The organism is Micromonospora lupini (genome assembly GCF_026342015.1).
Lineage (GTDB): Bacteria > Actinomycetota > Actinomycetes > Mycobacteriales > Micromonosporaceae > Micromonospora > Micromonospora lupini_B.
This window is the reverse complement of record NZ_JAPENL010000004.1, coordinates 85,805-101,982: the sequence shown is the minus strand read 5'-3', so window position 1 is coordinate 101,982 and position 16,178 is coordinate 85,805. Positions and strand designations below refer to the sequence as shown.

Here is a 16,178-nt window from a genome sequence, read left to right as displayed (position 1 = left end):
CCCGTGGTTCGGGGTGCTGGGTGGTTGGCCAGGCGACGGCGAGGCAGCGGCGGGTCAGCGCCACGGCCGGCGCCTCACCGGTGCTTGTCGGCCGGGCGGCCGAGGATCAGGTGGCCCTGCGGGTGGGTGAGCAGCACGCCGAGCGTCACGGACACGGCCGCGCCGAGCAGAGCCAGCCGGGACAGCCAGACGAAGCCCTGGTCGTGGAGGTAGAACGCGGCGACGACGTACACCGCGGTGGTGACGGTCGCCTGCAGGGCCACCATCCACTTGCTCATGAACCTGCGGCTGGGGAACAGGTCGACCGTGATGATCGCGAGGGACGTCAGCGCGATGCCGTGACTGACGCCGGTCGGGACGGGGGCGGTGAAGGCGGCGAGGGTGAGCGCGGCGGCGGCGAGGTTCAGGGCGAGGCTCGTGCGCTGCGTGTTGCCCCGCGGGAGGCGCAGTTTCATCAGTGCTCCACAGAGTCTGGGCGGGTAGTGGGACGGCGCGGCCGCCGTGGTGCTGCGGCCGCGCCGTGGTGGCTATCGGTTGCAGGTGGGGTCGTTCGGCACCACGGTGATCGCCGCGTACGGGCTGTCGCCGTGGTACGCGGAGTAGATCCGGTTGCCGTGGTCGCACTTCGTCGCCGCGTTGGAGAACCCGTCGGGGAAGGTGATGAGGTCGGCCGGGGTGCTGTTCTCGACCTTGGAGCGGGGGGCGTCGTTGAACGGCTCGGTGAGTTTGTTGTCGCAGCCGAACAGGGCGGTCAGTGCGAGCACGCCGGCGGCGGCCAGGGCTGCGGTGCGGTGTCGTTTGGTCAGCGTCACGGGATCCTCCAGGGGTCAGGCCGCGGCGGGCGCCGGCGGCTCGTACGGGATGGGTCGGGCGTTCGCGGGCAGGTACAGGGGGTGTCCGGGGTGGCCGGCGTTCGTGATGGCCAGCGCGGACAGCTGGACGCCGTGGTGGGCGGCGAGGTGGGCGACGTGGCGGCCGCGGTCGAGGTGCGTGGCGTGTGCGCCCCACGCGGCGATGATCGGACCGTGGCCCAACTGGTCGCCCGTGGCCGTCGCCTGGTGGGCGAAGAAGTCGTCCAGCAGCTGGTCGGTTTCCGGGCCGACCGGGTCCGGGTGCCGGCGCAGCGCGCGGGGGTCGGTGGACCGCAGGCCGAAGACGTTCAGGACGAGCAGGGCGCCGCAGTTCCAGGCGCGGGCGTATCCGAGGCAGCGGCGCACGGTCGGGTCCAGCGCGAGCGCGTCGGCGGTGCTCGGGTTGAGCATGACGAACGTCGCGGCCGGCCTGGTCTCGTTCCAGGCGCGGGTGAGCCGGTATCGGTACGGGTGGCAGTCGGCGCAGGCGGTGGTCGGCCCTTCGGGGTGCCGGCGGCACGCCTGGGCGGGCCCGAACGTCGCGGTCGCGGTCTCCCCCAACGCCGGGGTGTCGTGGTCGACGACGAGGCCGCCGGTACCGCGCCCCGGTGAGCGGTGGCCGGGTCCGGTCATCGGGCGGGTGCCGCGTCGCGCAGGTGGAAGGCGAGCCGGCCGCCGTAGTAGCGGGTGATCCGCTGGGTGGTGCGGAAGGTGACACCGGGCGCGCAGCTCTCCCAGGCGCAGATCGCGTTGCGGCTGATGCCGAAGGCGTCCCCGACGTCGAGCTGGGTGAGGTTGAGGCTGCGGCGGATCCGGGTGAGGTCGTTGATCAGGATCTCGCGGGCCAGTTCGTCCGCGGCCGCCGCGGCGGTGGGGCGCATGGTGGCGTACAGGGCGGCGAGCGGGTCGCCGTCGTCCGGGACGGCCAGGCCGGTGATCTCGATGTCGAGGCACCGGTCGTACATGCGGGCGAGGGTCTGGATGGTGCGGATCTGCCAGCTGGTGGCCTTCTCGGTGGCGTACAGGGATCGGGACTCGATGGGGTCGAAGCCGCGCTGCGCGTAGCGGGCGCTGACCTGCTCCCGGGTCAGTCCGAGGTCCTGCCGCAGTTGCCGCAGTTCGGCGCCGAGGGCGGCGCGGGCAGCGCGGTCCTCGGGGTGGTCGGCCTGGCTGTGCCAGGAGTTGGGGTCTCGCGGGCGGGAGCGGTACCGCCGCGTGGGGGTGGCGAGCATGGGGTGCCAATCGACGCTGGGGAGGTGCGGGGAAGGTAGAGCGCGCGCGGGGTTAGTGGCGCGCGCCGGTGATGTCAGCTCAGCGGCGGACGGTGAGCTGCGCGGTGACGGCGGCGTCGGCCGCCGGCGGGAGCAGCCACGGGACCGCCTGGAGGACTCGGCGCGGCAGTTCGGCGGCGAGCATCGGGCGGTGGGCGGGGAACACCGTGCCGTTGTAGCGGCGGCGCAGGTGCCGCTGGAGTGCCCGGTAGGAGGGTGCGAAGGTCCAGCAGGCGCGGCGGGCGTCGTCGGTCCCGGTCACGGCGGGCAGCTGCCCCCGGCCGTCGAACTCGCCGAGGTCGGTCGTGGCCAGCACGGTGACCATCCACGCCTCGTCGGAGGCACGGGGGTCGGGGACGTAGCGGGGCTCGGACACCCGCCAGGCGGCCATGGGCAGGCGCAGCCCGGTCTCCTCGGCCAGCTCCCGGACGGCGGCGTCGGCGGGGTTCTCCCCGGGGTCGACGTGCCCGCCGGGTAGCGCCCAGCCGTGGTCGTCGTCCCGCTCGACCATGAGGATCCACCGGTAGCCGCGGACGGTGGCGCTGACGAGGGCGTCGGCGGCCAGGGCCTCGCCCCAGTGGCCGAGCTCGTGGCGGCCGTACCGGATTCCGGTGGGCGCGAACGGGTTCACCGGGCGCCCGTCGACCACGTCGAAGGGGATCGCGGCGCGGTTCCGCCGCTCGGCCCAGTCGATGCGGGTCGGATCCATTTCGGGGTCGGCCCAGGCGGCTCCGGCGGCGATGCCGGCGAGCACGCTGGGATGGGTGTAGGTGAGGCCCTGGCCGATGTTGGATGTGCCCATGACGGGCTCCTTCCTCCTGGCGGGTCGCTCACCCGCACACACGCATTCTAGTTGATGCGTTCGACCCGGGCAACGGCCTGGGCGTGGCGAAGCCCCGCAGAACGCCAATACCTGCGGGGCTTCGACAGACGAGGCTACGCCTCGGGGTCGACCTTCGACGGACGACCGGGCCTGCGGGTCCAGGTGCGGTTGAACGCGTCGATGTCCTCGGCCCGCCAGATCCGGCCGCCGGCGAGCGGCAGTACCGGCTTCGGGAAGTCGGGCCGCTCCTCCAACTGCCGTACCCGGGCGGTCGAGACCCCGAGCCGGGCGGCAACCTCGGCGGCGCCGAGGAAGTCCATCTCCCGGGCGCGGGCGGCGGTGGACTCGACGAGCAGCCGGTCAGGCCCGTTGAGCATGTGCACGGCGGGCAGCAGCGTGACCCAGCCGAGCGCCTCACGGACGGCGTCGGTGTAGGTCTTGGCGTCGAGGATGCTGCGCAGTCGCAGCACCTGGGCGTGCTCGTTGTAGTGCGCGATGTTCGCGCTTCCGGCGGCCTCTTCCAGTTGGTCCCGCGTGAGCGGACCAGTGAACTCGGCCTCTGCGTACCAGTCCACGGTTGTGTTCCCCTTTCCCTGCGTTCGGGGAGGTGAGGGCGCTTGGAGATCGGAGGCTGGCCGGGACCGGCGCGTGGCCGGTCCCGGCGACCTCGGCTAGTCCTTGAAGGACCAGTCGAGGCCCGCGCTGATCAGGACCCGCAGGATCTCCAGCACGTGGGCAGGTTCCTTCGCGGCAACGAGCCAGTTGTCGTTGCCCTTGCGGAAGTGCCACATGCTGGTGCGGGTCTGCCGGACGAGGAAGCCTTGGCGCTCAGCTTCCTCGGCGATCAGCCGCATAGCCTCTCCGATTTCCATCCTCACCTCCTCTCTGTCCCCTTGATCATATCAAAAACCCTTACGCACACGCAAGGGTTTTGATCTGGGGCGGGATGGCATAAGGCCCCCCACCGCCAAGCGGTGAAGGGCCGTCGCCGACGAACCCGTCAGTCGGGAAGCCGGTCCCCGATCCACAGCCGGTCGCCGATGTCGTTCAGCTCCACCGGGAACCGGCCCACCACCCCGGCCAACACACCGGCGCCGAACTCACGGTCGACGACCGCCCTGACCGGGCACTCACGGAGCACCTCGCAGTCGGCGGTGTGGCGCAACACCCGACTGCCGTCGGCGCGCAGCTCCAGGACGTGCCCCTCCTCGTCCTCGTCGGGCGTGGCCTCGCCTACTTGGGCGGCGAGCCGGTCCCGGTCAGCGACCAGCTGGTCGATGTACGCCTCAAGGTGAGTCGTGCCGTCGTCCTCCAGGCCCAGCGCGGCGAGCAGCTTCTCTCGCAGCCGCGCGTTCGCGTCGATCGCCATGGTCCGGGTCGCCGCGGCCCGAGCCTCGGCCTCGTTCCGCGCCCGATCCGCCTGCAGCCGCAACTCGTGCGGGGACAGGCCCGTCGGCCGGACGAAGATCGCCTTGCAGTGGGTGCCGTCGCCGAACGCCAGGTCCGTCTCGACGTAGTTCTCGCCGGCGTGCTCGTCGAGGAGGTCCCGCAGTGCGGCGCCCATCGCCTCGATGAGCCGAGGCCCTCGCTTGATGACCACCTCGAAGTGTCCGGCCCCGCCGGGGCCCATCCGCACCAGGTGCGGCACCTCGTCCTGCAGTTCGGCGACCTGCGCGCGTAGCTTCCGCAGTTCCTCGGGCTGGTCGACGTCGGCCTTGACGCAGGCGGGGCAGGCCACCCACGCTGCGACGACCGCGGGGAGCATCGGCGCGGACACCGGGTTGCCGCAGTTGGAGCAGCGCAGCGGCCTCAGCTCGGCGTCCGCGTACAGCAGCTGCCCCAGGGCAGCCGTGACCCCGACGAGCAGGAGGTGGTTGTCGGCGATGCCAGGCGTGTACCCGCCGGCCTTGACCGCCGCCCGGGCGGCCTCGAAGGCGGGGTCGACGAGCTCCTGCGGCACGGGCGGGATGATGTGGTTGGTCTGCTCAGGCACGGGAGGTCTCCTTGGTGTTCCGCCGGCGGAGCATGGAGCGCCGGTCTCCGGGCGCGGCGGCACGGACCGCGGCGGCCCGCTCGGGTGGCACCCACCGCATGGCGCCCGACCGGACGCCGTAGTCGTCGAGGCTGCCGTCGAGGGTGAGCGCCGTCGAGGACCCCGCAGTCGACGCCGGGGTGGGGGCGGCCTTCGGGTGGCACGTCGGGCAGTCGGAAGCGAGCAGCCGGCCGCCGGCGATCGCGGCCTCGATCTCCGCGTCGGTGGCGTCGCCGAGGTGGGTGCCGCAGTCGTGGCAGTACCGCTGCACGGTGATCCGGGTGCTTTCGGTGCCGTCCGCGTTGCGGATGCGCTGGGGTGGCGTGTGCGGCCGACCGGCCGCGGTGATCGTGACGTCGATTGCGGGCTGTTCGGCGAGGCGTTCAGGCGCCATCGGGGCCTCCGGGTAGGTCAAGTAGGGGCATCTGGGCGGGGTACACGGCTGGCGCGGCCGTGGCCGGGCCGGCGTTGTCGGGTCGGGCGCACCGGTCGCACATGGCGGTCCGGGCGCCGTCCGGTGTGGTGGGGCTGAGCCGCCAGCCGGCGGCCCGGGCCTGTTCCTCGATGTGGGCCGGGCCGGCTCGGTGGAGGGTGCGGCCGCAGGTCGGGCCGGTTGGCCGGTCGTGGCCGTCGCGGGCCCGGCCGGCACACACCAGGACGTCGGTCATGCGGTGGGCGGGAGGCCGAACAGGTCGACCTGCCCGGCGCACTGGTTGAGGGGGTGGTCGGCGGGGAGTTCCTGCGTGGGGTCGGCGCCCTGCACCAGGGGGACGACGTGGTTGGCGGAGGCGGGGCCCCACTGGAAGAGCGCGTGGTACTCCTCGGCGGTGCCGCCGTGCTCGCCGGCGGCGTCCTCGCGGACCCGCTGCCACAGCCACCAGCCGAGGTACGCGCAGATCGCGGTGTCGTCGAGGTCGCACTCGCCGCTGATGTCGTTGAAGTAGCCGAGTATCCCCAGGTTGCCGTTGTTGGCCTTCCAGCTGGTGGCGTACCACTCGGGCCAGCGGTCCCGGTAGTCGTGCAGGTGCAGTCGCAGGTAGGTGGGCACGTCGAGGAACGTGAACGGTGTCTTGCCGTCGTTGCCGAGGTGGACGAGGTATCCGTCGCTGAGCATGGGGAGGTGCCGGTTGAAGACGCCCGGCCGGTCCGAGTCGCGCGGGCGTCGGCGCTCGACGATGAGGTACAGCTGTCCGTCGGCGAGCGGATCCTCCTCGTCCTCGTCGTCGGCCGCGGCGGCCGGCTCGGTTTCGGCCTCCGCCTGCGCGGTCTGGAGTTTCGCGGACTGCTCGGCGAGGTACTCGGCGACGGCCGGGTGCTCGGCGGGCCAGTCGACGAGGTCGTAGTGGCGGCCGAGGTAGCAGCCGTAGTGCAGGCTCCACCCGGACGTCGTCAAGGCCATGGCGGTCTCACGGTCGACCTCGGCGATGACCGCCTCGTTGCGCGGCGCGTCGGCCTCCTCACGCGGCTGGCGTTTGGCCCGCCATACCTGCCCAACCGCGACCAGGACGATCGGGTCACCGTTGTCGTACGCCGCGGTGGCGTACCGCAGCGCCGCGTCGGGGGCGAGGCCCTGCTCGAGGATGAGCCGGTCGGCGGCCGCCCGGATCAGGTGCTCACGCCGGTCCGGGCCGATGATCGGGTTCGCGAGGGTCATGTTGACGCCCACCGAAGGGCTCCTTCCAGGGGCAGTTGCAGAACGGGTGAGGTGCCGGCCGGCGCCGCCGTGGCGTGGGTTGGGCGGCGCCGGCCGGGATGGGTCAGGGCTTCTTGCCGCCGTCGCGGGCGCGCTTCTCGACGTCGGAAAGCTCGTAGCCCTCCGACTCGATGAAGCGGAGGTACTCGGACGGGCCCGGGTCGCTGCGGCGCCACGCGTCGCGGGGAAGGTTCTCCTCGTACGCGGCGAGGATCATCACCAGGGTCAGCATCTGCGCCCGGCCCTCGCTGGTGCACAGGTCGACCAGGAGCTGGCCGCGGTGGTGGTCGGAGCGGAAGCTCTCGTGCTCGACGCCGACGAGGTCGCGGGCGAACTTGTGGCTGCCCTCCATGGCGGTGCGGATCTGGTGGTCGCAGGAGGCGATCGCCTTGGCGATGAACGCCGCGGCGGTCTTCGGTGGGGTCTTGCGGGTGGCGAACTCCTTGAGCCACGCCTGGCGGACCTTGAGGGCGCTGTCCCACGCCTTGTTGGACTGGATGACGTCACGCCGCTCGGCGCGGGCCTGCTCGGCCTCCTCCGGGTCCATGTCGGCGAGCTTCGGCCGCTCGCCCAGGCCTGCCCCGTTCACATACGCGTGGGTGTGCTCGTAGCGCGGGTAGTTGGTGCAGGCGTACCCGACAACCCACTCGTAGCCGCCCTTGCCGTCCTTGACCACGTAGTCCTGATGCACGAACGCGGCGTGGCCCTTGCACTTCTTGTGGGTGGCCTCGGTCGCCTTCCGCGCGCCGATCTTCAGGTTCTTCAGCGACGCGACCTGGGGGTGCATGGTTCCCGGCCGGTCGATGACCTTGAGGCCCTTGCCGGTCAGCTCGGCGATCAGCGCATCCTGCTGCCGCTTCGACTCTCGCTCGTCGCGCAGCTGCTGTAGTTCGTGCTGGAACCTGCCGTTCTCGGCGGCCATCACCAGGACCTTCACGGCCTCGTCGTCGCCGTCGAACTCAGCGATGGCGGCGGCCTGGGTCAGGTCCAAGAACTCCCACTTCTGGGTCGCGGCCTGGGCCACCTCGCTGCCTGCCACGGCCAGCGCGGCGTCGACGACTCCCTTCGGCCGGGCAGTTCGCTTCGCGATCGCGCCGGCGGGCACGCCGAGCGCGGCCAGCTGATGGAAGGCCTTCGCGTCCTCGTGGGTCGTCAGGGCGGCACGGTGGTGGTTCTCCGCGAGCTGGTCGACCAGCCGGTCCGCTTCGTCTTGCTCGGTGGTGATGACGACGGGCACGGTGGGCCGGCCGGTCTGCACGGCGGCGAGGGTGCGGCGCTGTCCGTAGAGGACGACGATCTGGCCGTGGTCGTCGCGGTAGCCCACGATCGGGACCTTCACCCCGCGCTGGCGGACGCTGTCGATGAAGTCCTTGTCGAGGCGGGCGTCGAGGCGCACGTTCGCGCCGACGATCAGCGTCGCGGGGTCGACCTGGACGAGGGTCATGGTTTCGGTGGTGGCAGTGGGAGTTTCGGCGGTCGCAGACACGGCGGTCCTTCCAGCTCGGTTGCGGGTTGCGCGGGGTGGGCGATCAGGCGGGCCAGTAGCGGCGGGCCTCGTCGGCGATGCGGGGTGCTTCGGCCGTGACGTGGTTGGTCAGCCGCTTGGTGTTCTGGGTCGCGGCGTACTCGCTGGCCATGGCCTGGATGCGGTGGGCCGGCACTCGCTCCCGCAGCGGCCGGGCGGCCTGGCGGCGGATGCAGTCGGCGACCGGCACCGTGAGGAAGTCGTCGACGACCACCAGGCGGGCGCCGCACCGTTGGGCGAGTTCCTCCCAGAGGGCCATGCTCTCGTCGCGGAGGTTGGTGTCGTCGGTGACGACGGTGATCCCGGCGCGCAGGAGCGCGGCCACCGCGGCGTGCTGGGCGATGGTCACCTCCCGCTCGTGTTCGGGGGTGTAGTCGCGCACGCCGTGCATCTGGTCGCGAAGGTCGTCGCGGTTGAGGCGGGTGCGGCCGGTGGCCCGCGCCCAGGTGGTCTTCCCGGATCCGGGCAGGCCCACGGTCACGTACAGGACCGGCGCCGAGCTGGCCGTGAGTCCGCCGAGCGCGGCCCGCCAGGCGTCGGCGTCCGGGTGGTTCGGGTTGAAGTACAGGTCCTCGGCCAGGTCGCCGCAGACCTCCAGGTCGTAGTCGCGGTCGCTCACAGCTGGGCGCTCCCCTCGATGGCGACGGTCGCGCTGAGGACCGGGTGGGGCTGAAACGAGACGTCGGCGTGGAGGATCCGGCTGCGGGAGGCGACCTCCACCAGCCGGAGCGTCTCGGCCAGGTCGCCCAGGTTGGCGACCAGGCGGGTGGTCGGCTGGTCGCAGAGCAGGTCGGCGGTCACGTGGCGGATCGCGGCCGCGGTGGTCCAGTAGAAGGCCTCCGCGAGTTGCGCCGTGTCGAACGGCTCCATGCGGTGGGCGACGGTCGCGGCCCAGGCGGGGATCCGCGGGTCGCGCCGGTCGCGGATCGTGTGGTCCGGCAGCGGCATGCCCTTGGCCGGCAGGCCGGCGGCGGCCCGGGCGGCGGCGCCGTCGACCTTGGCGAGGGTGATGGGCCCGGCGTTGGTGAGCGCCCGGGTCCGCCGAGTGTGGTCGGCGGCCGTCCACGCGACGGCCAGTAGCACCAGGGCTTCCGTCCAGTCCTGCGGTCGGCTGGTCTTCGCGGTGGCTCCCGGGCCGGCCGGGGTGCTTCGTGTTGCGGTCGACGGGCCCGGCGCGGTGAGCGCACGGATCTCGTCGGCGAAGTCGCACATGGCGATGCCGTCGGATGGGGCATCGGAGTTTCTCCCGCGTAGGTCCAGCCGGTTGGCCAGGTCGCGCAGCGCGGTGTGGAGTTGCCGCCGGTCGGAGGTGAGCCGGTCGACCTCGTCGGAGGCCTCGTCGTGCATCCGGTGGGCGCGGTCGGCGTCGGCGCGCGCGTTGGCCAGGATCGAGTCGCGGACCTGGCGTGCCCGGTCGACGTCGGCGGCGGGCGGAGCGAACCTGGCGCCGCTGGCGAGGGCGTCCAGCACGGCCTTGGCGATCTGCTTGGGGGTGGTGCCGGGTGCACTCCAGATGGCCGCGAGGGCCATCTCGGCGGTGCGGACGTCGCCTTCGGTGTATGGCGTACTCACTGGTGCGGTCCCTTCGCGGGGTTGGCGTCGATCAGGGTGCGGATGGCGCGGATGGAGGGCCCGTCGTGCGGGGCCGCGTGGCCGGGGACGCGTGCGAGGACCCGCCCGAACAGGCGGTAGCTGCCGGTGCCCCGCGTGTGCCAGGTGACCTCGTACGCCCAGATGGCGCAGCAGTGGCAGGGCCCCGAGCGGTTGTGGACGGCTGGCGGGTTGGGGTGGGCGACCTGGACCTTGAGGTACGGGTGGCCGCTGGTGTCGTGGTGGGTGACGGCCAGGAGCCGCCAGCCGGCTGCCCGTGCGGTGTCGAGCAGCTGCGCGGCCGCGCGGGGCATCTCGGGGCAGGTGTGGCGGTCGTGGCGGTCGCGGGGGTCGCCCGGGGGGATGTCGAGGACCACGGTCGGGCGGTCGTCGACGTCGCCGTCGAGGACCACGCTGTTCGGCCCCGACGTGCCGGGGTGCGGGTCGATCCGGACCGGGTGGCCGTCGGGGGTGACCGCGTAGGCGAACTCCTGGCCGCAGCCGGTGCACCGGGCCCGGTTCGCGCGCCGGTTGGCGATCCGGGTCGCCCACTCCTTCGCGAGCTGGTGGGCGGTGGGGCCGCCGGGCAGCTCGACCAGGCCGAGGCTGGGCAGTTTGTCGCGCAGAAAGTCCGGCATGGCAGCGGCGTTGGGGGTGACCGCGGTGAGGTCGCCGGCGGTGACGGCGTCGAGGTCGGTGTGCCGCCACCACTGCGGTGCCAGCCGGTCGAGACCGGTGGCACCGCTGGCGACGGCCTCGTGGGCGGTGCGCTGGTCAGGCACGGACGCCGCCCTCGTGCAGGATGTAGCGGACGAACTCGGCGTTGAACAGGGCGTGGGGGCTGCGCTGGCGGCGGATGCGGCGGATCGCCTCGTGCGGGGTGAAGCCCAGGCGGGTCAGGGTGAACGCGACCACGAGGCCGGAGCGGTTGAGGCCGGCCTGGCAGCGGACGAGGACCTTGCGGCCGTCGCGTACGTCGTCGGCGACGCGGTCGGCGATGCTGCGGACCGTGTCCAGCTCGTTGTCGTCAAGGTCGCCGTCGATGATGCGCAGGACGGTGTGGGGGATGCCGGCGTCGGGGCCGTGGCCGTCGCGCTGGTAGAGGCTGACGACGGAGTCGAATTCGCCGGCCACGATGGCGGGGGTTGGGTCGTACAGGTCGCCGTAGTCGTGGCCGCCCATCCACAGGTTCGGGATGATCTCGTGCCACGGCTGGTTTGGGTACGTGGGCTGGAGCATGGTCGGTACACCTCCCGAGGCGGGTCGCTCACCCGCACACATGAAGTTTATCAGGCTGGTGGTGTGGACGCCACCCCGCGAGCGGGGCGCTCGCGGGGCGCGGCAGCCGTCGATCGGCGCTGCCGCGCCCCGCCCGGTCAGTCGGCGTCGGGGATGCGCCGCCGTACGGCGACCTCGGCCGCCCGGTGGCAGGTGAACTCCCGGCCGTCGGCGGTCTCGATCTGCACGTACTCGCCGCGCGGATGGACCTCGGACACCAGGTCGAAGACCGCGACCCCCAACTCCTCCACCAGCTCCGCCGTGCCGACGAACGAGCAGATCCATGCTTCCTGGTCGAGGATCAGCACGTCGCCGTCGTTCAGGTCGGCAGCCGGCGGCGCGGTGATCTCCGTGGAGATGTCGCTGCCGAGGTCGTTGTTGGTCATTCTCATCCTCCAAACCGCCGGGTCGCTCACCCGCACACATATATTTTAGCAGGGTGGGGAGGGTGCGGCAAACCGTAACCGCACCCCCGCCCACCCCGCCGCGCACCGGCTACTCGCCCTCGTCCGTCGCGTCGACCAGCCCGCCGGCGGCCGCCCGGACCAGCCACGCCCACGCCACCGGCGCGTCGACCGGCTCCCCCTCCTCGTTCTCCCGCATCCACCCGCCGCCGCGCAGACGCACGTACAGCGCCTTGGTGGCCACGTCCCGCACCGCGATCACGTCCCGCCCCGGCTCGCCCGGCACCACCCACGACCGCGGCGCGGCCGCCGGCGCCGGCTCCTCAACGCGCGCCCGCAGCTGCGCGGCGACCGACCCGGCGCCGTCGCGCCACCCGCACTCCCGCTGCCCACCGCTCGGGCAGGCGCAGCGGCCCGGCTGCTGGTTGGCCACCCGGTCGGCCAGGCGGGCCGCGTCGCGCAGCACCACGGCACGGATTTCGACCAGGCGCTGCGGGGTGAGGATGGCGCCGGCGTCGTCGAGCGCCCGGTAGACCTGCGGCACGTAGTCGCCCGGCTCGGCGACGCGCAGGGCGTCGGCGATGACATCCCGTAGCCGGGCTGCCGCGATGGTGCGGGACAGGGCGCGGGTGCCGGCGTGGATCTCGGCCAGTGCCGCCCTGACGTCCGCCGGCCGACTGGCCAGGTCAGTCTGGTTGGCCCAGGCGAGAACCCTGATGAGCGGGCTACCGGGGACGCTGACGCGGCCCTCTGGTGGCAGCACAACCTGTTGGTCGACGACGGTCATCGCGATTCCTCGGATCCGGGGGTAGCGGGCGTTGGTCGGTTCTGGTCGGGGGTCCAGCCGTCAGGCGGAACCCAGTGGGCGTCCATGCGGTAGGGGTGGTTGCGCCGCGGCTGCGGGTGGTAGTGGCATGTGGACCGGCAGCCGTCCGGGCCGAACGCGCAACCGTGGTCGCTGAACAGCGCGTACGCGGTCATCTCGATGGCGCCGCAGTGGCAGCACCGCCAGGCGGGCACGAGGTCGCCGGCCTGCGGGGTCGGCTCCCCTGGACGTGGGCCGGTGGCCCACGTCCAAGGGGTGCGGTACTGGCCGATCTGGTGCGCGGCGTGCCATGCCTCAGCGCGGGCCTGCTCACCCCAGAGGTCCAGTGCCAGCTGCGGGCTGTCGAGCATCAAGCGGTTGCCTCGTCGGTGAGTTCGGCGACGAGCAGCTCGACGGCGAGGCGGCGCAGCTCCGCCAGGGCGTCGTTGGCGTTAGGGCACACCGTGCCGCTGGCGCCGATCTCCACGACCCACCGGCCACGTCCGGTGATGTTGCGGCGGTTCGCCTCTCCGATGGGCGTGGGGTCGTCGTCGGGGCCGGTCTCGGCCACGATGTGGGTGCCGTAGTTGCGGATCCGCAGCTGCTTGTGGGCCCGGCCGAGCGGGGTGACCTGCCAGTAGTCGCCGGCCCGGGTCGGATTGCGCTCCACCCACTCGGCGGCGTGCATCTCGTTGATCTGGGCGGTGACTTTCCGGTCCCCGGAGACGTAGTGGTCACCGATCGCGTCGGTGAAGACACGGCCCTCGTCGACCTCGTCGAGGAGGCCCGCGCGGGTGGGGGTCATGGCCAACTGGTTCACAGGGCACCTGCCAGGGGGGTCGGGACGGTGTCGGGGCCGGGCTCGCCTGCTCCGGCGAGCGCACCAGCGGCCCCGTCGCGGTCAACACCAGCGGCGTACGGGTCGGCGGCGATGCGCCGGACGGTGTCCCAGTCGGCCCGAAGGATCGCCGCGTAGAGGGCCTGCGCGGTCTCGGCGGCGTAGTGGTCCGGACCGCCGGCGGCGAGCACGTGCGGCGGGTAGGTTTCCTCCGCCTCGGCGCGCGCGGCCGCGATCGCCGGCGGCACGGCGGGCAGCCGCAGGTCGGCGACCGATTCGCCCCGGCCGAACAGGCCCTCGGCGTACGCCACCGCGAGCTTGCTGGACAGCGTCGACCAGGCGGCTTCCGTGAGGTCCACCGCCGGGATGACCATGCAATCGCTGTCGTAGAGCGCGGCCAGGCGGACGTGCCCGCCGGCGACGCTGACGACGACCACAGCGGCAGCGGGGTAGGCGGCTCGGATCGCGGCGGCGAGGTCCCTGACGGCGGGGTGGTGGGCGTTCGCGGTGCTGCGGTGAGCGAGGGCCTGCTGTTGCGCGGTGACGCCCGTGACGTCGGCGACGCTGCTGTCGCCGCAGCTGCACCGCCAGCCGCTGCTACCGGCGGGCAGCCGGTACACCTCGGTCTGGTGCAGGGGCGCTACCGGCATGGTCTGGCCCAGCTCGTTGGCGATGATGTGCTGGAGCCAGGCGGGGACCGGTTCGCCCTGGAAGTCGATCGGGGTCCGGGTGCGGATGGCGCGGACCAGCGCGCGGATCGCGTGGTCGACCGCCGAGTCGGGTGCCTGCATCAGGCAGGCGGTGCAGAGGTCGCCGGTCATCGGGTCGAGCCCGGCGGCGATCTGCTCGGCGTCGGTGACCCACTGGCAGCCGCCGAGGCAGGCAGCGTCCTCGGTGCAGCCGCAGAGGCGACACCGGGCGGCGTCCGGGTCCACGTCGACGACCTGGCCGCTGGCGCGCAGCAGCCGTTCGAGGGCGGCGGCGGTCTCCAACCGCAGCGAGCCCCGGTCGATGGCCAGGCCCTCGGTGTTGAGTCGGTCGCCGAACTCGTCGGCTCGGGATGGGTTGTGGAACGGCCCGGCGGCGGCATGGTCGCCGTTGGGCAGGGTGAAGATGCGGACGAGCTTGTCCAATGTCGTGTCCTTCCGTTGCCGGTCGCTCACCAGCTGCCACCGATTCTACCAGAATGCGCAAGTACTTGCGCACCTGCGCTGTGGTCACACTCCGTCGACCAAAACCCGGAAAACCGGCTCCAGGCCCGGGGATCCGCGACACCCGCGATCACTGGCCGTCACCCTCGTTGACGATCTCGGCGTCCTGGACGTCGTCCTCATCCCGGCCAGCCGCCAGAGCCGCCGCCACCCGACCCGCCAACGCCTGCACCCGCTGCGCCGTCGCCAGCTCGATCGGGCCGCCCTCCGGCCCAGACACCTCCATCGCCGACCGCTTCGCGTAGTCAGCCGGCCAGATCCGCGACAGCAGATCCAGGCCCAACCGACCGTCCGGCGGCGCGAACTGCTCCTCGTTCTCCGGCTCCCCATCACGGCCGTACCTGGTCACCCGCTTCGTGACGAACCCACCCTTGATCGACTCCATGATCGAGTTGAGGACGTCGACCTGAAGCTCCGCGCGCGCGCGTTCGATCTGCTCCGCAAATTCCAGGAACTCCGGACGGGGAGACTCCTCGCGTGCCTCTGCCATCCACTGGTGGAAGGTGCTCTCGCCGATGCCGGCGTAGAGGGCTGCGTTGCGTACGGTGGCGCCGGCCTTGATGGCGGCGAGGAGTCGCTCGATGGTCTCCTCGGTCAGCTTGGAGGGCCGTCCGGGTGGGCGAGTGTTCTTCCGCGCGCCGCTGCTGGTGGTCATGGTCGCCGATGGTCGCTTTCTGGACTGGTCAGCGTCCTGCGCGACCGAGCTGGTAGAGGTGGGCGGCGAGGTCTCGACGTGCCCGGCCGGGGGTCCAGCCGTGGCCGCAGCGGGTGCCGCTGGTGCGGTGCTCGGCGAGGTAGCCGTTCAGGTACTGCCGGGCCTCACGCCAGCGGCGGCCGCGGATCCGGTCGACCTGGCGGCCGAGGGCGCTGCGGAGTCGTCGCCAGGCGCGCGGATCGCCGACGGCGAGGGCGTGGCGGAGCTGCCGAACGTCGCGGAACAGGCCGACCGGGTACACGTCGACCTGGTCCTCGATCGCCTCGCTGAGCCGGTCCAGGGCGCGCTGCGCGGCCGTGTGCAGCTCGACGAACTCGGCGGGGGTGATGGTGGCCGGCGGGGTGAGGTAGGCGGTGCAGGCGTCGACGGCGGCGCGGGCGCGGTGGTCGAGGTTCACTGTGGACTCCAGGGTCAGCTGGCGTTGCGGGTGCGGTGGACGGCGCGGGCGCTGAGCTGCTCGTCGAGCCACCGGCCGCGGGCGCGTTCCTGGGCGGCGGTCGGGGTCATGGAGCGCCGCCAGGGCTGGTCCGGAAGGTTCTGTCCGGCGGGCAGCGGCCGGTAGGTGGTGCGGCCGGTGCGGTCCCACACGTAGTTCCGGGAGCGGTGCACGCCGGTGTGGCCGGCGCGCAGGGCGCACCGCCAGTGGGCGTATCCGCCTCCCTGACCCGGGATGGGATGCCAGGGGGCGTGGTTGCAGTAGCCGGCGGCGCGAGCGCGGAGGTCGGCCCACCGGTTGTAGGTGCGGTGCCGCCAGATGTGCATGCGGGACCGGAGCCGAATCACGGCCATGACGGTGTCCTTCCGGAGCGGTGGGAGGAGGTGAGGCCTGCGGCTGCCTGGGCTACGCGGCCGCGGGGACCGGTTGCGCGGCGGCCGCCGGCGGGAGCGGCGAGGCTGCGGCGCGGGCGTCGGCGTCGTGCTCGGCTTCGATCACTGGGTCGCAGAGCAGGGCGTGGACCACGTCGTCGTAGATGAGCGCGGAGACCAGCGGGCCAGCGGGCAGTGGCGCGGCGGTGTTGAGGGGATCCGGGGCGCGGCCGAGGACCTGCGTGGGGCCGTCGACGGCGCGTGGGGTGCGGTCGAGGATCCGGGTGGGGCCGTCGAGAACCTGGGGGGAGGTCGTCATGGCCGGGACCATGCAC

The 16,178-nt window shown here is 72.7% G+C and carries 24 protein-coding genes; all 24 read right to left on the bottom strand.

The window, feature by feature from the left end; genetic code table 11:
* Nucleotides 1–74: 74 nt before the first annotated feature.
* The gene (locus OOJ91_RS34145) at nucleotides 75–455 is read right to left on the bottom strand and encodes a hypothetical protein (protein WP_266251800.1); all 381 of its coding nucleotides are present in this window, start codon (nucleotides 453–455) and stop codon (nucleotides 75–77) included.
* Nucleotides 456–527: 72 nt separating this feature from the next.
* Nucleotides 528–812 (bottom strand): hypothetical protein, encoded by a 285-nt coding sequence (locus OOJ91_RS34140; protein ID WP_266251798.1) that lies wholly within the window; start codon nucleotides 810–812, stop codon nucleotides 528–530.
* A 15-nt stretch (nucleotides 813–827) separates the two neighbouring features.
* Nucleotides 828–1,484, bottom strand: coding sequence for a DUF1643 domain-containing protein (locus OOJ91_RS34135; RefSeq protein ID WP_266251796.1), 657 nt, complete (start codon nucleotides 1,482–1,484; stop codon nucleotides 828–830).
* Complete coding sequence (locus OOJ91_RS34130) at nucleotides 1,481–2,083, bottom strand: helix-turn-helix transcriptional regulator (protein ID WP_266251794.1); 603 nt, start codon at nucleotides 2,081–2,083, stop codon at nucleotides 1,481–1,483. Before OOJ91_RS34130 ends, OOJ91_RS34135 begins: the two co-directional genes overlap by 4 nt.
* Before the next feature lie 79 nt (nucleotides 2,084–2,162).
* On the bottom strand, nucleotides 2,163–2,924 hold the full coding sequence (locus tag OOJ91_RS34125) for an NUDIX domain-containing protein (RefSeq protein ID WP_266251792.1): 762 nt from the start codon (nucleotides 2,922–2,924) through the stop codon (nucleotides 2,163–2,165).
* A gap of 134 nt (nucleotides 2,925–3,058) precedes the next feature.
* Nucleotides 3,059–3,520: a helix-turn-helix transcriptional regulator gene (locus tag OOJ91_RS34120; protein ID WP_266251790.1), complete on the bottom strand. Its 462-nt coding sequence runs from the start codon at nucleotides 3,518–3,520 to the stop codon at nucleotides 3,059–3,061.
* Nucleotides 3,521–3,616: 96 nt separating this feature from the next.
* Nucleotides 3,617–3,817 carry a hypothetical protein gene (locus tag OOJ91_RS34115; RefSeq protein ID WP_266251788.1) on the bottom strand — a complete coding sequence of 67 codons (201 nt, stop codon included), beginning with the start codon at nucleotides 3,815–3,817 and terminating at the stop codon, nucleotides 3,617–3,619.
* Between the two features lie 128 nt (nucleotides 3,818–3,945).
* The gene (locus tag OOJ91_RS34110; RefSeq protein WP_266251786.1) at nucleotides 3,946–4,938 is read right to left on the bottom strand and encodes a hypothetical protein; all 993 of its coding nucleotides are present in this window, start codon (nucleotides 4,936–4,938) and stop codon (nucleotides 3,946–3,948) included.
* The gene (locus OOJ91_RS34105) at nucleotides 4,931–5,371 is read right to left on the bottom strand and encodes a hypothetical protein (protein ID WP_266251784.1); all 441 of its coding nucleotides are present in this window, start codon (nucleotides 5,369–5,371) and stop codon (nucleotides 4,931–4,933) included. Before OOJ91_RS34105 ends, OOJ91_RS34110 begins: the two co-directional genes overlap by 8 nt.
* Nucleotides 5,372–5,641: 270 nt before the next feature.
* Entirely contained in the window at nucleotides 5,642–6,643 is a 1,002-nt protein-coding gene (locus tag OOJ91_RS34100) for a hypothetical protein (protein WP_266251782.1), read from the bottom strand.
* A 91-nt stretch (nucleotides 6,644–6,734) separates the two neighbouring features.
* Complete coding sequence (locus tag OOJ91_RS34095; RefSeq protein ID WP_266251780.1) at nucleotides 6,735–8,114, bottom strand: ParB/RepB/Spo0J family partition protein; 1,380 nt, start codon at nucleotides 8,112–8,114, stop codon at nucleotides 6,735–6,737.
* 85 nt (nucleotides 8,115–8,199) lie between these two features.
* Nucleotides 8,200–8,814, bottom strand: a complete 615-nt coding sequence (locus tag OOJ91_RS34090; RefSeq protein WP_266251778.1) for an AAA family ATPase — start codon at nucleotides 8,812–8,814, stop codon at nucleotides 8,200–8,202.
* Entirely contained in the window at nucleotides 8,811–9,767 is a 957-nt protein-coding gene (locus OOJ91_RS34085) for a hypothetical protein (RefSeq protein ID WP_266251776.1), read from the bottom strand. The genes OOJ91_RS34090 and OOJ91_RS34085 overlap by 4 nt, the downstream gene beginning before the upstream one ends.
* Nucleotides 9,764–10,567 (bottom strand): hypothetical protein, encoded by an 804-nt coding sequence (locus tag OOJ91_RS34080; protein WP_266251774.1) that lies wholly within the window; start codon nucleotides 10,565–10,567, stop codon nucleotides 9,764–9,766. Before OOJ91_RS34080 ends, OOJ91_RS34085 begins: the two co-directional genes overlap by 4 nt.
* Complete coding sequence (locus tag OOJ91_RS34075) at nucleotides 10,560–11,024, bottom strand: protein-tyrosine phosphatase family protein (RefSeq protein WP_266251772.1); 465 nt, start codon at nucleotides 11,022–11,024, stop codon at nucleotides 10,560–10,562. The genes OOJ91_RS34080 and OOJ91_RS34075 overlap by 8 nt, the downstream gene beginning before the upstream one ends.
* A gap of 137 nt (nucleotides 11,025–11,161) precedes the next feature.
* Nucleotides 11,162–11,449: a hypothetical protein gene (locus OOJ91_RS34070; protein WP_266251771.1), complete on the bottom strand. Its 288-nt coding sequence runs from the start codon at nucleotides 11,447–11,449 to the stop codon at nucleotides 11,162–11,164.
* A gap of 109 nt (nucleotides 11,450–11,558) precedes the next feature.
* Nucleotides 11,559–12,254 carry a hypothetical protein gene (locus OOJ91_RS34065; protein ID WP_266251769.1) on the bottom strand — a complete coding sequence of 232 codons (696 nt, stop codon included), beginning with the start codon at nucleotides 12,252–12,254 and terminating at the stop codon, nucleotides 11,559–11,561.
* On the bottom strand, nucleotides 12,251–12,643 hold the full coding sequence (locus OOJ91_RS34060; RefSeq protein ID WP_266251767.1) for a hypothetical protein: 393 nt from the start codon (nucleotides 12,641–12,643) through the stop codon (nucleotides 12,251–12,253). Before OOJ91_RS34060 ends, OOJ91_RS34065 begins: the two co-directional genes overlap by 4 nt.
* Nucleotides 12,643–13,077, bottom strand: a complete 435-nt coding sequence (locus OOJ91_RS34055; RefSeq protein WP_266251765.1) for a hypothetical protein — start codon at nucleotides 13,075–13,077, stop codon at nucleotides 12,643–12,645. Before OOJ91_RS34055 ends, OOJ91_RS34060 begins: the two co-directional genes overlap by 1 nt.
* Nucleotides 13,078–13,088: 11 nt before the next feature.
* Nucleotides 13,089–14,243: a hypothetical protein gene (locus tag OOJ91_RS34050; protein ID WP_266251764.1), complete on the bottom strand. Its 1,155-nt coding sequence runs from the start codon at nucleotides 14,241–14,243 to the stop codon at nucleotides 13,089–13,091.
* A 148-nt stretch (nucleotides 14,244–14,391) separates the two neighbouring features.
* Nucleotides 14,392–14,976 (bottom strand): transposase, encoded by a 585-nt coding sequence (locus tag OOJ91_RS34045; protein ID WP_266251762.1) that lies wholly within the window; start codon nucleotides 14,974–14,976, stop codon nucleotides 14,392–14,394.
* Nucleotides 14,977–15,004: 28 nt separating this feature from the next.
* A complete protein-coding gene (locus OOJ91_RS34040; RefSeq protein WP_266251761.1) occupies nucleotides 15,005–15,433 on the bottom strand; it encodes a hypothetical protein in 429 nt (142 codons plus the stop codon).
* 14 nt (nucleotides 15,434–15,447) lie between these two features.
* A complete protein-coding gene (locus OOJ91_RS34035; protein WP_266251759.1) occupies nucleotides 15,448–15,825 on the bottom strand; it encodes a hypothetical protein in 378 nt (125 codons plus the stop codon).
* A gap of 52 nt (nucleotides 15,826–15,877) precedes the next feature.
* The gene (locus OOJ91_RS34030) at nucleotides 15,878–16,162 is read right to left on the bottom strand and encodes a hypothetical protein (protein ID WP_266251757.1); all 285 of its coding nucleotides are present in this window, start codon (nucleotides 16,160–16,162) and stop codon (nucleotides 15,878–15,880) included.
* Between the last annotated feature and the right edge of the window lie 16 nt (nucleotides 16,163–16,178).

What these genes read in the sequence shown, in the direction of transcription:
- OOJ91_RS34045 (WP_266251762.1), bottom strand. Translation starts at nt 14,976, where the DNA reads ATGACCACCAGCAGCGGCGCGCGGAAGAACACTCGCCCACCCGGACGG.
- OOJ91_RS34135 (WP_266251796.1), bottom strand. Translation starts at nt 1,484, where the DNA reads ATGACCGGACCCGGCCACCGCTCACCGGGGCGCGGTACCGGCGGCCTC.
- OOJ91_RS34145 (WP_266251800.1), bottom strand. Translation starts at nt 455, where the DNA reads ATGAAACTGCGCCTCCCGCGGGGCAACACGCAGCGCACGAGCCTCGCC.
- OOJ91_RS34060 (WP_266251767.1), bottom strand. Translation starts at nt 12,643, where the DNA reads ATGCTCGACAGCCCGCAGCTGGCACTGGACCTCTGGGGTGAGCAGGCC.
- OOJ91_RS34130 (WP_266251794.1), bottom strand. Translation starts at nt 2,083, where the DNA reads ATGCTCGCCACCCCCACGCGGCGGTACCGCTCCCGCCCGCGAGACCCC.
- OOJ91_RS34075 (WP_266251772.1), bottom strand. Translation starts at nt 11,024, where the DNA reads ATGCTCCAGCCCACGTACCCAAACCAGCCGTGGCACGAGATCATCCCG.
- OOJ91_RS34105 (WP_266251784.1), bottom strand. Translation starts at nt 5,371, where the DNA reads ATGGCGCCTGAACGCCTCGCCGAACAGCCCGCAATCGACGTCACGATC.
- OOJ91_RS34095 (WP_266251780.1), bottom strand. Translation starts at nt 8,114, where the DNA reads ATGACCCTCGTCCAGGTCGACCCCGCGACGCTGATCGTCGGCGCGAAC.
- OOJ91_RS34065 (WP_266251769.1), bottom strand. Translation starts at nt 12,254, where the DNA reads ATGACCGTCGTCGACCAACAGGTTGTGCTGCCACCAGAGGGCCGCGTC.
- OOJ91_RS34035 (WP_266251759.1), bottom strand. Translation starts at nt 15,825, where the DNA reads ATGGCCGTGATTCGGCTCCGGTCCCGCATGCACATCTGGCGGCACCGC.
- OOJ91_RS34070 (WP_266251771.1), bottom strand. Translation starts at nt 11,449, where the DNA reads ATGACCAACAACGACCTCGGCAGCGACATCTCCACGGAGATCACCGCG.
- OOJ91_RS34055 (WP_266251765.1), bottom strand. Translation starts at nt 13,077, where the DNA reads ATGACCCCCACCCGCGCGGGCCTCCTCGACGAGGTCGACGAGGGCCGT.
- OOJ91_RS34125 (WP_266251792.1), bottom strand. Translation starts at nt 2,924, where the DNA reads ATGGGCACATCCAACATCGGCCAGGGCCTCACCTACACCCATCCCAGC.
- OOJ91_RS34115 (WP_266251788.1), bottom strand. Translation starts at nt 3,817, where the DNA reads ATGGAAATCGGAGAGGCTATGCGGCTGATCGCCGAGGAAGCTGAGCGC.
- OOJ91_RS34030 (WP_266251757.1), bottom strand. Translation starts at nt 16,162, where the DNA reads ATGACGACCTCCCCCCAGGTTCTCGACGGCCCCACCCGGATCCTCGAC.